This window comes from Nocardia sp. NPDC050408 (genome assembly GCF_044458905.1).
Taxonomy (GTDB): Bacteria; Actinomycetota; Actinomycetes; order Mycobacteriales; family Mycobacteriaceae; genus Nocardia.
This window is the reverse complement of the sequence record NZ_JBITIL010000003.1, coordinates 456,536-469,354: the sequence shown is the minus strand read 5'-3', so window position 1 is coordinate 469,354 and position 12,819 is coordinate 456,536. Positions and strand designations below refer to the sequence as shown.

Annotated in this window: 9 protein-coding genes; 5 read left to right on the top strand and 4 right to left on the bottom strand. The window is 65.7% G+C overall.

Going from position 1 to position 12,819, the window contains the following annotated elements:
* Both ACIBJI_RS11905 and ACIBJI_RS11900 read right to left on the bottom strand, forming a co-directional pair.
* Complete coding sequence (locus ACIBJI_RS11905) at nucleotides 1–897, bottom strand: MoxR family ATPase (RefSeq protein ID WP_051181768.1); 897 nt, start codon at nucleotides 895–897, stop codon at nucleotides 1–3.
* Nucleotides 898–966: 69 nt separating this feature from the next.
* Nucleotides 967–2,232: a glutamate-5-semialdehyde dehydrogenase gene (locus ACIBJI_RS11900; protein ID WP_364339107.1), complete on the bottom strand. Its 1,266-nt coding sequence runs from the start codon at nucleotides 2,230–2,232 to the stop codon at nucleotides 967–969.
* 99 nt (nucleotides 2,233–2,331) lie between these two features.
* Between ACIBJI_RS11900 and ACIBJI_RS11895 the strand changes: the two genes are divergently transcribed.
* Both ACIBJI_RS11895 and ACIBJI_RS11890 read left to right on the top strand, forming a co-directional pair.
* Entirely contained in the window at nucleotides 2,332–2,508 is a 177-nt protein-coding gene (locus tag ACIBJI_RS11895; protein WP_364339770.1) for a DUF2510 domain-containing protein, read from the top strand.
* Between the two features lie 154 nt (nucleotides 2,509–2,662).
* On the top strand, nucleotides 2,663–4,063 hold the full coding sequence (locus ACIBJI_RS11890) for a PQQ-binding-like beta-propeller repeat protein (protein WP_364339105.1): 1,401 nt from the start codon (nucleotides 2,663–2,665) through the stop codon (nucleotides 4,061–4,063).
* A gap of 486 nt (nucleotides 4,064–4,549) precedes the next feature.
* On the opposite strand, the gene ACIBJI_RS11885 is transcribed toward ACIBJI_RS11890, so the two are convergent.
* A complete protein-coding gene (locus ACIBJI_RS11885; RefSeq protein WP_364339098.1) occupies nucleotides 4,550–7,996 on the bottom strand; it encodes a protein kinase in 3,447 nt (1,148 codons plus the stop codon).
* A 245-nt stretch (nucleotides 7,997–8,241) separates the two neighbouring features.
* Between ACIBJI_RS11885 and ACIBJI_RS11880 the strand changes: the two genes are divergently transcribed.
* Together ACIBJI_RS11880 and ACIBJI_RS11875 are read left to right on the top strand one after the other, a co-directional pair.
* A complete protein-coding gene (locus tag ACIBJI_RS11880) occupies nucleotides 8,242–9,615 on the top strand; it encodes a glutamine synthetase family protein (protein WP_364339096.1) in 1,374 nt (457 codons plus the stop codon).
* A gap of 1 nt (nucleotide 9,616) precedes the next feature.
* Nucleotides 9,617–10,672 carry an amidohydrolase family protein gene (locus tag ACIBJI_RS11875; RefSeq protein WP_364339094.1) on the top strand — a complete coding sequence of 352 codons (1,056 nt, stop codon included), beginning with the start codon at nucleotides 9,617–9,619 and terminating at the stop codon, nucleotides 10,670–10,672.
* Here ACIBJI_RS11875 and ACIBJI_RS11870 read toward each other — a convergent pair.
* A complete protein-coding gene (locus ACIBJI_RS11870) occupies nucleotides 10,669–11,403 on the bottom strand; it encodes a DsbA family protein (RefSeq protein WP_397084003.1) in 735 nt (244 codons plus the stop codon). The genes ACIBJI_RS11875 and ACIBJI_RS11870 overlap by 4 nt on opposite strands.
* A 166-nt stretch (nucleotides 11,404–11,569) precedes the next feature.
* Between ACIBJI_RS11870 and ACIBJI_RS11865 the strand changes: the two genes are divergently transcribed.
* Nucleotides 11,570–12,793: an RtcB family protein gene (locus tag ACIBJI_RS11865; protein WP_396955782.1), complete on the top strand. Its 1,224-nt coding sequence runs from the start codon at nucleotides 11,570–11,572 to the stop codon at nucleotides 12,791–12,793.
* Nucleotides 12,794–12,819 lie beyond the last annotated feature (26 nt).

The window sequence follows — 12,819 nt, the reverse complement described above, 5'->3', positions numbered from 1 at the left end:
TCAGGCCAGCTTCAGCTCGGCCAGCGCACGTTGGTGGTCGGCTTGGTGCTTGAGCACGACACCGAGGGTGGCGCGCACGGTCGTGTCGTCGAGATCTTGCAGACCCAGCGCGAGCAAGGTGCGTCCCCAGTCGATCGACTCCGCGACGCTCGGCAGCTTCTTCAGCTGCATGCCGCGCAGCACGTGCACGATCCGAACCAACTGGGCGGCGACCGAGGCGGACAGCTCCGGAACCCGGCTGGCCAGGATGCGGCGCTCGAGTTCCTCATCCGGGAAGTCCAGGTGCAGGTAGAGGCAGCGGCGCTTGAGCGCTTCGGAGAGCTCGCGCGTCGCATTGGAGGTCAGCACCACGAACGGCTTGCGGCTCGCGGTAATCGTGCCGAGTTCCGGGACCGTGACCGCGAAATCACTGAGCACCTCGAGCAGCAAACCCTCGATCTCGACATCGGCCTTATCGGTCTCATCGATGAGCAGCACGGTCGGATCGGCGCGACGGATCGCCGTCAACAGCGGGCGCGACAGCAGGAATTCCTCGGTGAAGACGTCGGCTTTGGTCTCTTCCCAGTCGTTCTCGCTGGAGGCCTGGATCCGCAGAATCTGCTTGGCGTGATTCCATTCGTACAGCGCGCGGGCCTCGTCGACGCCCTCGTAGCACTGCAGGCGCACCAGCTCCGCATCCGCCGTCTGCGCGACCGCCCTGGCGAGTTCGGTCTTGCCGACACCGGCCGGGCCCTCGATCAGCAGCGGCTTGCCGAGCCGATCGGCCAGGAATACCGAGGTCGCCGTCGCCTTATCGGCCAGGTACCCGGTCGTGGCCAGCCGTTCGATCACATCGTCGACCGAGGTGAAGATCGGCTCCTGCACTGCGCTTTCGGTACCCACGTAGCGTCCTTCCATTGAAACCCACCCCTAACGCTACGGGAGTGCCCGAAGCAAGCGCTCGGCGGTTCTTACACCGAACGAAATCTAGACCGGCCGGATTTGGCCGTCGCCCCAAACGATCCACTTGGTCGAAGTCAGTTCCGGCAGCGCCATCGGACCGCGGGCGTGCAACTTCTGGGTGGAGATGCCGATCTCCGCCCCGAAGCCGAACTGCTCACCGTCGGTGAAGGCGGTCGACGCGTTCACCATGACGGCGGCGGCATCGACCCGGTTGGTGAATTCGCGGGCCGCGGCCAGTTCACCGGTGACGATGGCCTCGGTGTGGCCGGTGCCCCAAGTGTTGATGTGCTCGACGGCCTCGTCGAGATCCTTGACGACCTTGAGCGCGATATCGAGGGTCAGGTACTCCTCGCCCCAATCCTGATCGTTGGCGGGCACCAGTCCGGGCAGGTCACCGTGCACGGTGACGCCGTTGCGTTCCAGCGCCTCGATCAGCCGGGGCACCGCGGTGGTGGCGATCGCGTCATCGATGAGCACCGTCTCGGCGGTATTGCACACGCTGGGACGACGGGTTTTGGCGTTGATCAGGATCTGCTCGGCCATCTCCAGATCGGCGGCTTCGTGCACGTAGACGTGGCAGTTGCCGGTACCGGTCTCGATGGTGGGCACCCGTGCATCGCGGACCACCGCATTGATCAGGCCCGCGCCGCCGCGTGGGATGACCACGTCGACCAGGCCGCGGGCCTGGATCAGATGGGTCACGCTGGAGCGATCGTGGCTGGGCAGCAGCTGTACCGCATCAGCCGGAATGTCCAGTGCGACAAGGGCTTCCCGCAGCACGGCGACGAGTGCAGCATTGGAGTGCGCGGCCGAGGAGGAACCGCGCAGCAGCGCCGCATTGCCGGACTTGAGCGTGAGGCCGAATGCGTCGACGGTGACATTCGGGCGGGCCTCGTAGACCATGCCCACCACGCCGAGCGGCACCCGCACCTGACGGATCTCCAGCCCATTCGGCAACGTCGACCCACGCACGACCACACCGACCGGATCGGGCAGGCCGGCCACCTGGCGCAGCCCGGACGCGATGCCGTCGATGCGCGCCTTCGTCAGCCGCAGCCGGTCCAGCAGTGACTCCTCGGTCCCCGCTGCCTGCGCGGTCGCGATGTCCTCGGCGTTGGCGGCGAGCACGGTATCGGCCGCCGCTAGTAAGGCGTCGGCCGCCGCATGCAGCGCCTCGTTCTTCTGCGCCGTGGTCAGCTGTGCGAGCGCCCGCGAAGCGACCCGAGCCTTGCGCGCGGCATCGTGCACCGTCTCGCGGATATCCTGCTCGGTCGTGGTTCCAGCCGTCATGGGTAACAGCCTACTGACCGGTGCGAAAGCGGTTCCAGCCACGGCCCGGACCGGCGGCCTCTCAATACTTGCCGCACGGAGCTCCTGCTGCTCTTGATCGTGGCACTGGTGGTCGTCGGAGTGGGCGTCGGGCTCGTCCTGCTCATCGTGCAGTCCGGATCTCGCAGACCGAGCCACCCCGCGCAATCGATGACACCGGGGTGGTATCCGGATCCGGCGAATCCCGGCGTAGTGCGCTGGTTCGACGGACAGCAGTCGACGCCGCATACGCACTGACACTGCCCCAACGCGTCTTCCCGGATCCACGCCGCATGCTGAACCGGCACATCGGCCTCAGTCCGGTCTGAATTCTCAGCTTTGACAAGCCGATACCTTGCAGATCGGGCCGTCCAGTGCCTGGTCCCGATGGATCCATGAAGGAGACCTCCGAGTGAACAACGCTGCAAAATGGCTCATCGATCAGCGGAGGATCTGGATCACGGTGCTGGTCGTGGCTGTGGTGGCGGGTATCGCTGTGGTCGTGTGGGTGAACCGATCGCCGGTACGGCCGCAGGAGGTATCCACGGCTGCCGGTGGCCGGTTCCGGATTTCGCCCCGGCTCGACTCCACTCCGGTGCCGCAGTGGACATTGCGCGCGGCCGACTTGTCCGAGGAGCCCGGTGCGGTTTTGCTGGCCGCGCCGCAGACCCTGAGTCGCTACTACGGTTATGGCTCGCCGATGGACACCGGGACGATGATCGTCGCGGCAACCGCGGTGCCCGGCGGGGCTGCGCCGGGCGAAAGTGCTGGGTTAACCGTCGGTCCAGTGCGGATGCACGGCATCGATCCGGACACCGGCCAGGTGCGATGGACGACCGATGTCGGCGAACTCCTCGGCTGCCGTGAGCAGGTGTTCGACGGAAAGATCGCCTGCCACGGCACGAATCGGGTGTTGATCGTCGAGGCTGCCACGGGCTCGGTACTCGAAGACCATGCGACGGACTTCGAGGTCATGGACGTGGCGGTGCACGACGGCGTCGTTTCGGTAACCGGCCGAACCGCGGACTGGATGACCGCCGTCGTCACGCGAGGGACCGTTTCCGCTATCGACGCCATCTGGCGGCGGACGTATCCGACGCCCGTTCCCGGCGACCCGGTCAGGCCCAGGATCGTGCAGGACTACTTCATGGACGGGCACGACCATGGCGTTCGCGTCTACGATCTGTCCACCGGCGAGTTGCTATTCACCGCCCCCGTTGGCTATACGTTCGACGGCGGCATTGTCGCTTCGCAGGTGTTCGACCGCGGCTGGAGCGCGGGACGAGTCACGCTTCTCGATCGCAATGGCCACTCGATCACCGAGGTCAGCAACGCGAGCTTCCTCCTCGAGTGGTACCCGACCGCGACCACGACGCCGCCGCCGATCCTCACCGGAGAAAGTGCCTACGAGCGAACGACCGGCCGAGTCCTCTGGACCAATGCGCAGATCGGTATCGACGAGCACACAGGACGTATGACCGCCGTAGAAGGAGTAGTCGATAACACTGTGATCGTCCGATCGCTCGATGGATCAGAGCTGGCGGGCCTCGATCTCACTGATGGACACCGGATCTGGCAGCAGCCGACGCCGTTCGCGAACACTGCCCGCTACGACGGCATAACCGACGCACGCCACCTCATCCTGACCGACGGCACCACCGTGCACGCGATCGACGCTGGAGACGGTTCGAGCGCGTGGTCGATGCCGTTACCGCCCAGTGGCAGACCCAACTTTCGCACGGCGGTGAAGGCAATGGGTGGGCGCATGGTCACCGTGACCGCGCAGGAATTCACCGGATACGCTGCGGCATAACGTGACTGGCATCGGAAGGAAACCGCTGAGCAGTTGCGAGAGACGCTTCGATCGCTCCGGAAAGGTCGCCCCTCAGGTCACGCCCGAATCACGACTTCGCCGAGCCCGGGCACCGCTCCCGACGCGCTCGCTGTCCTCCGACGGAGCATCGAACGCCGCCAACAGGCCGCGCTTCTTGTACATGGGTCGAAGCATCCGTCCGACCATGTCGGTCGGGGACAACCAGGAAATGACAGCGCCGTGTTCCTGGTTCGTGAGCAGCCGTGGAACAAGTTGTGCCGCAATGGTTTCGGGGAGATCGGCAAAAGCCGAGTAGAGCCGCAGATGCCGAATCACCGTAGCGAATGACCACCCCGCGGGTCCGTCGACTCACACTGCGTGAGCAAACTAAATCCCCTGTGGCGGAAGCGAAGTCGAATGCAGCTTCCGGCAGCGCGCGGAATCGACCGAAAGCAGGTGAAAGCGCCATAGTCACAAGCCGACGCCTTATTCGTGATATGTCCGCTCGCTGATTCCATCGATCTCTTTCAGGATCTGTTGCAGGAAAGGCCGGGGAGGCCGGTCGGGTGCCTGCGGGGCGGCGAGCAGGGTTTCCACGACGGGCGCGATCGCGGGGGCACTGTCCACGGCCACTCGGACGAGACCGAGTTCGGCGCACCGAGAAAGCGCCGGAGCCAGGCAGGCGATCGCCTGTTCGCTACGTCCGGCGACGGAAAGGCAACCGCCGTATAGCAATCGAGCCTGCAGAAGCGCGCGGGGGCGAGGCTGGGTGCGGATCTCGGCGACGATCTGTTCGGCGGCGGCGACGCCGCGCTCGGTGGCGGACGGTGACTGTTGGGCAAGCAGGAGACGAATGGCCGACTCGTGGGTGAGTTCGGCGGTGACCGCGAGCGGGTGGTTCGGTTGCCGCTGGTAGCTGGGCAGGTGCTCCAGCGTCTGCCGGTCTTCGTCGGTGATCGGCAGACCCAGTCGTACCCGCTCGTTCACAATGCGGGCGGTCAGCCGTGGCAGGGCGATATGCTCCGCGACCGTTTGCCCCTCGTCCAACCGTCGTCGCGCGGCATCGAGGTCGCCGCGCACTGCCGCCAGCCTAGCACCGGTCCCGTAGGTAGCGACCAGGAATTCCACGGCGCCGGTCGTGAGGCCGGGGCCGAGTGCCAGCAGCTCCGCGGCTTCGGCGTATTCCCCTTTCTGGTAAAGCAATTCGCCGAGCAGGCCGCTGGCCATCCGGATCGCGTGGGATTGGCTGCCGGTACTCCGGGCGAGGGTGAACGCGGAGCGGAAGAGCTCCTCGGCTCCGGCGATATCGAGTTGTTCGGCGGCAGCTTCGCCGGCGATGCAGGCGCCGTACACCACGCCGGCCGGACCGTTGATGCGAGTCCGGTAGGGCTTGGCCCATGCGTGCCAGCGACGGGCACCCGCGAAGTCGAAACGATAGTAGGCGGCCGCTTCCGCGGTGGTGGCCGCGACGCTGGCGAGGAACGGCCGCACCGGCTGCCGCAGCCATGCCTCGGCGGCATCCGGGAAATCCTTGAACCGGTCCGTCACAAGGTATTCCGCGGCTCGCGTCACATCGGCCTGGACGCGCAGGTCCGCGGTCCCGGGATCGTCCGGTGCGGCGGTTGCCAGTGCCGCGTCCACGCGATCCAGCGCGGTCTGGGTGGCGATAGGGCGCTGGAGCGAGATGTTGGCCCAGGCCACCGACAGTTGCAGCCGTGGATCGGTAACCGCGATCGCGGCGGGCAGCTTCTTTACCAGGCCCAGGAAGGTGGCCATGCGGGAATCTTCGATCAGCGTGTCGGCGTGTTCTTGCACCAGCTGTTTCGCCTGCTCGGCGGCGCCGGCCGCGAGTGCGTGATCCACGGCTTCGGTGAGCATTTCGTGCCCGGCGAACCAGTTCGACGCGATCAGATGCAGCTCTTCGAGCAAGCCGGGATGCTGCCGGACCAGTCTGCGGCGCAAGAAGTCCGCGAAGAGCGCGTGATAGCGGAACCATTGCAGCTCGTCATCGATGCTGCGCAGGAACAGATCTCGGCGCCGCACCTCCTCGAGCTGTTGCTGCCCTGACAGCACGCCGGTCAGCGCCTCCGCGAGATCTCCGCAGATGGTGTCGGTGACCGCGGTCCGAATGACGAAGTCGAGCATCGTCGGTTCGAGCGCGCCGACGACGTTTTCCATCAAATATTCGCCGATGGCGTAGTGCTGCCCGGTGATCTGGTCCAGGTAGCCCCCGGGATCCTCCTTGCCGCGCAGCGACAGTGAGGCGAGCTGCAGCGCCGCCACCCAGCCCTCCGTCGACTCGCGCAGCCGGTCGACATCGGCGTCGGAAAGGTGCAATCTCTTCGCGCCGACCAGGAAGTTCGTCGTTTCCCCAGAATCGAAACGCAGTGCGCTCTGATCGATTTCCACCAGTTCGTCCTGGACGCTCATGCGCCCCAATGGAAGACCGGTGCGACTGCGGCTGGTCACAATCAATCGCAGGTGGTCGGACCCGTTGTCGAGTAGGAACTCCATCGCGGCGAGGGTCGCCGGACTGGTCACTTGGTGCCAATCGTCGATCACGACGGCGACGGGCTCCGCGCTGTCGTGGATCTCGTTGATCAGGGCCGCCATCACCTGCTGCGCCGCGCCGGCGGAACCCTCCTCGAGAATCTGCGTCAGTTCGCTGGCCAGCGTGGGACGAACCTGCCGAATCGCCTCCACCAAGTGGCTCAGGAACCACACCACATTGTTGTCGTCCTCCGCGATCGCCAACCAGGCCACCCGGACGCCTTCCGCGGCGAGGGCGTGCGCCCACTGTGCGGCCAGGCTGCTCTTGCCGAAACCGGCCGGGCCGTGAATGAGGACCAGTCGCCTGGATTGCCCCTCCCGTAAAGTCTCCAGCAACCGCGGGCGGTTGATCAGCCGACGCAGCGTAGTCGGTGGGCGGAACCGGGTCTTCGGGGCCGATTCCAGCGGCAATACGGCGCTCGAGGTTGTCTGCGAGAGCGGCCGAACGCCCGCGACCGATCCCGTTGCGCCGGATCCGTCGTGCGCCGGGGCGGCCATCGTGTCCACCGGCAGCCCGCAGGAGAACTGCGCGGTACGCAACCGCTCACCGAAGTCCCTGGCTGATGCCGGGCGGTCGGCCGGATCGGTGGCCATCGCGGCTTCCAGGGCGGCGCACACCATTGCCGGTACACCGGCGGATCGCAGGTCCGGGACGGGTTCTGAGGTGATGCGCACGAACTGCGCCACCATCGACTCCCCTGCTTGGCGCTCGAACGCGGCGTGGCCGGTGAGAGCGGTGAACAGCGTCGAGCCGAGCCCGTAGATATCGGAGAGAACCGTCGGAGGTTCGCCGCGGATCACCTCCGGAGCCGTGTAGGCCGGAGTACCCGCGACCGTGCCTGGCGCCGTCTCGAACGCGCCGCCCACCCGCGCGATACCGAAGTCCGCCAACTGCGGTTCACCGTAGTCACTGATCAAGACGTTGCCGGGATTGACATCGCGATGGATGACGCCTGAGGCGTGGGCGGTCGCCAGTGCGCCCGCCAGCTTCACGCCCACACCCAATACCTCCTGCCACGGCAAGGGCCCGTCCGCGCGAATCCGGGTGGCCAGCGAGCCTCTGGGGTGCAGGGGCATCACGATGAACGGCCGCCCGGTCGCGGTGACATCGGTCGTCAGCACCTGGACGATGTTCGGGTGGTTCGAGAACTTCCCCAGCGCCCGCTGTTCGCGCAGGAATCGGGTCCGGTCCTCATCGTCGACCGTGGAGCCCAGAACCTTGACCGCCACGTCCCGCTCGATTGCGGACTCGGTGCACCGGTACACGATGCCGAATGTGCCTCGGCCGATCTCTTGGGCGTCGGCGAACCCGGCCGCAGCCAGTTCCGCTGCGATACCGAAAGTCAGGTCGCGTTGCGTCCCCTCGGAATTGCGCTCGGACACCGACCGCTCACCCGATCATCGGCGCAGACTTCCCGGAAATTCGCGCGTTTGCGGCGGCCTGCCATCCCGACCGCACCACGAGCGACTCATGTATTTACCTCTCGAGGCGAAAACGAGCTGGTCCCGACAGGTCGATCATAAGCCGCGACGACGAGAGCAGTGTGCCGTCCAACGAACTGGCCGCGCAGCGACGAGCTAGCCCGAGTCCGTCCCGAAGCGGGCGAGGGCGGATTATCTTGGGACTCATGCCCACCATGCCGGATCGGATACCGGCCGAGGGTGCCCATGATGCGTTGATCGGGCACCTCGAGGCCCATATGGTTGCTCTGACTTTTGTGGATAATGCCGGGATAACCAGGGTGAAGACGGTCCCGAAGGCGCGGTTGGCGCAGGCCGCCAGGTTCGGGATCGGGGTTTCGCCTTGTTTCGAGACCTTCACCTTCGACGATCTGATGTCCGTCGGGCGATATCTGGGCGGCCCCGATGGTGATCTGCGGCTGATTCCCGATCTGACGCGATTGACCGAACTCGCTTGTCAGCCGGGGTGGGCCTGGGCGCCCGCCGATAAGTTCAGCCAGGACGGCACTCGCTTCGTCGGCTGTCAGCGCGCCTTCGCGACTCGGCAGGCCCAGGCGGCCGAGAATGCCGGACTGCGGCTGTCGATGGCGTTCGAGACGGAGTGGTCGGTCGGGCGCGGGGATATCGAAAACGATTTCGTCCCAGTAATATACGGGCCCGCCTACAGCATGATCCGATTGAGCCAGGTGGGCGAGTACGCCAGCGATCTCGTCGCGGCCCTGGAGCGACAGGAGGTCGCCGTCGATCAATTCCATCCGGAATACGCACTTTCGCAACTGGAATTGTCGGTCGCACCCAATGATCCGGTCGCGGCGGCCGATGACGCGATCCTGGTCCGGCACACCATCCGGCAGGTGAGCGCGCAATACGGTTGGCGCGCGCTGCTCGCGCCGTGTATCGAGCGGGGTGGAGCGGGTTCCGGTGCGCACCTGCATTTTTCGCTACACGACGACGAAGGACCGCTGTTGGCCCAGGGCGAGGGCCCCTATGGCATGCGCCGCGCTGGCGAGGCGTTCCTGGCCGGTGTGCTGCGGGAACTGCCCGCGCTGGTCGCGGTCGGCGCGGGCAATCCGGCGAGCTTCCTCCGGCTACAACCTTCGCGATGGGCAGGGATCTGGCAATGCTGGGGTAGGGAGACGCGGGAGGCGGCACTGCGCTTCATCACCGGCGTGCGGGGCACCGAGGACTGGGCGGCCAATGCCGAGGTCAAGTGTTTCGACGCGACCGGTAATCCGTATCTGACCGTCGGTACGGTCATTGCCGCCGGACTCGCCGGTGTCGCCGAAGAACTGCGGTTGCCCGCCGAAATCACTGGCGACCCAATGGGGTTCGATGCCGAACAACTCATGCTCTCGGGTGTGCGGCGGTTGCCGACAAGTTCGATGGAGGCCGCCGACGCACTCGCGGAATCCAAGGTGCTCGCCGATGCACTCGGCGTCGAATTGCACGATGCGCTGCTCACCGTGCGCCGCGCCGAGGCAGAACGCTATCGGGATATCAGCCCGGCCAAGGTGGTCGAGATGACCCGATGGCGGTTCTAGCGTGCTCACCGATGGTGTCGCGCTGACCGATCACCATTGTCACGGCGTCGTCGCCGCGGATCTGGACCGCCCTGGCTTCGAGCGACTGCTCGGTGAAGGGCAGCGCGGCAGCTTCGATTCGGCGATCGGTCTTGCGGTAAGGCGTTGGTGCGCACCGGTTCTCGACCTGGAGCCGCATGTCGATCCGGAGCGTTACATCTCCCGCAGGGCCGAGCTCGGTTGGCGGGCAGCGACCACCCGACTGCTGCGCGCCTCCGGCACCACCCGATGGTTTCTCGATACCGGATTCGGCGGTGGCCGAGCGGAATTCGCCGCCCTCGCCCCTGGTAAGGTGCGTGAGATCATCCGGCTCGAACAGATAGCCGAACAGGTGATTACCGAAGTCAGCACCGTGGCAATGCCTTTCGAGGATATCGAAACCACATTGCGTAGTCGGGCCCGAAATGCCGTCGGCCTCAAGACAATCGTGGCCTATCGTTATGGTCTGAACTTTCCCGTCACCGATACCCTGCCGTCGACGGTCATCCACGAACTGCGCCTCACCGATCCGGCAACGCTCGGCTGGCTGGTCGGACTCGGCGCGCGCATCGGCGCGGAGCTCGGCCTGCCGTTGCAGTTCCACACCGGATTCGGCGACACCGATCTGCGTCTCCAGCACGCCGATCCGCTGCTGCTCACCGACTTCCTGCACGCCACCGCGGGCTCCGGACTATCGGTCATGCTGCTGCACTGCTGGCCGTTCCACCGCAACGCCGCCTACCTCGCGCACGCCTTCGACCATGTGCACCTCGACCTCGGCCTGACAATTCCCTACGTGGGACAACGCGCCGCGGCGGTACTCGGCGAAGCGCTCGAACTCGCACCGTTCCGGTCGATGCTCTACTCCTCCGACGGCTACGGACTTCCCGAGCTGCACTACCTGGGCGCACTGCTGTGGCGGCGCGGCCTCGGCCGCCTGCTGGACGAATGGATCGCTGAGGACGCCATCACTCTGGCTGATGCCGAAGGGCTGGTCATAGCGATCGCCCACGGAAACGCCGCGCGCACCTACCCCTAGCGCGCGGCCGCGATGGCGGCCTCGAGTCCGTTCGACAGCTGGCTGGAATCGAGTTTCTTACCGTTGACGAAGACGGTCGGGGTGGCATTGACATCGCCGTTGAGCACCCGCTCGGTCTTGTCATGGACATAGCTGTCGTAATTGCGATCGGTAATGCACTGAGCGACCGACGGGTCGGTGTAGCCCGCGTTCTTGGCGATCTCGACGAGCTTGCTGTCGGACAGGCCACTGCCGCCCTCGGCGGGCTGCTGTTCGAACATCGCGGCGAACCAGCCTTGATACTTCGAATGGTCTTGTCCGGCGACACAAAACGATGCGTTCGCGGCGCGCGAGGAGTACTCGGTGCTCGACGCACGGTCCAAGAATGCGATGACGTCGTATTCGACGATCGCCGTTCCGTTCTCGGCGGCGTCCTCGAGGGTCTTGGCGTTGCGTTTCTCGAATTGTTTACATGCGGGGCACTGCAGGTCCGCGACCACGCGAACGACGACCTTCGCATTCGAATCGCCGACGCGCACGGTGCCGGCGGCGGTCACGCCCGCCGGGGTATTCCCGGAGGTGGCGGCTGTCGCGACACCGGTAATGACGCCGCTCTTCTGCACCGTAACCACGCCGACCACGCCCACGACGACGAACAGCAATGCGGCGACCACCACCAGAATGACGACAGTGCGGTTGCCGGACCGCGACGCCGGCGGTGGACCCGACCATCCACCCTGAGGGATGCTCACCGTGCTTCACCACGCTTTCACTCGTCGAACTTTCCGCCCCGCACGATAGCGGTTGTGGAGCGCGGCGTCCTCGTCCGGTAATGGCCAACCGATAATGAAGTGCGCATGGACCTGCGGGAATCTAGCGTTGATGGGGAACAGACCGAAACGAGAAAGGAACCTTCCCATGTTTCCCGTCGAGCTGCGCGGCACCAGGGCGCAGACGCTCATGTGGGCCAACGAGCACGAAATCGAGCAGGCCGCGCTGCGGCAGCTGCGGAATATCGCGCAACTGCCATGGGTCCACGGCGTCCGCGTCATGCCCGACGTGCACCTCGGCAAAGGTGCGACGGTCGGCTCGGTGATCGCTATGCGCGATGCGGTCGCGCCCGCGGCCGTCGGGGTGGATATCGGCTGCGGCATGGAGAGCGTGAAGACCGACCTCACCGCCGCCGACCTGCCGGACAATCTGCATTCGCTGCGCTCACACATCGAGGCTGCGGTGCCGGTGGGGTTCCAGGCGCATAAGGATGCGGTCGATGTCGCGAAGCTGGGCGCGCAGTTCGCCGCCTCACATGGCGAGCTGGCAAAGCACGTCAGCGGCTGGGGGCGTTTCTGGTCCGAGTTCGGCTCACTGAATCCGGGCGTACAGGCGCTGGAGTCCAAGGCGCACAAGCAGATCGGCTCGCTGGGCGGCGGCAATCACTTCATCGAAGTGTGTCTGGACGAGCACGATTCGGTGTGGATCCTGCTGCACTCCGGTAGCCGCAATATCGGCAAGGAACTCGCCGAACGGCATATGACCGTCGCGCGCGCACTGCCGCACAACAAGGACCTGCCCGATCGCGATCTGGCGGTATTCCTTTCCGGCACACTGGAAATGGAAGCCTACCGGCGCGATCTGACCTGGGCGCAGGAATACGCCGCACGCAACCGCGCGGTCATGCTGTCGCTGGTATGCGGTGCCGTGCGCGCGGAATTCGCCGGACGCGAGGTGCGTTTCGACGAGCCGATCAGTTGCCACCACAACTATGTGGCGGAGGAGGAGATCGACGGCGTGCCGATGCTGGTGACCCGTAAGGGCGCGGTGCGGGCGGGCGCAGGTGATCTGGCGTTGATTCCGGGTTCGATGGGCACGCGCTCATATGTGGTGCGCGGCAAGGGAAATCCCGCCTCTTTCCAGTCCGCATCGCACGGTGCCGGTCGGCGGATGAGCCGGAATGCGGCGAAGCGGCAGTTCACCGTCGCGGATCTGATCGCGCAGACCGAGGGCGTGGAATCGCGCAAGGATGCGGGTGTGGTCGACGAGATCCCGGCCGCGTACAAGGACATCGACGAGATCATTGCCGCGCAGAGTGATCTGGTGGATATCGTCGCGACGTTGCGTCAGGTGCTGTGCGTGAAGGGCTGAGACCTGGCCGAATTGCGGTGAGCACT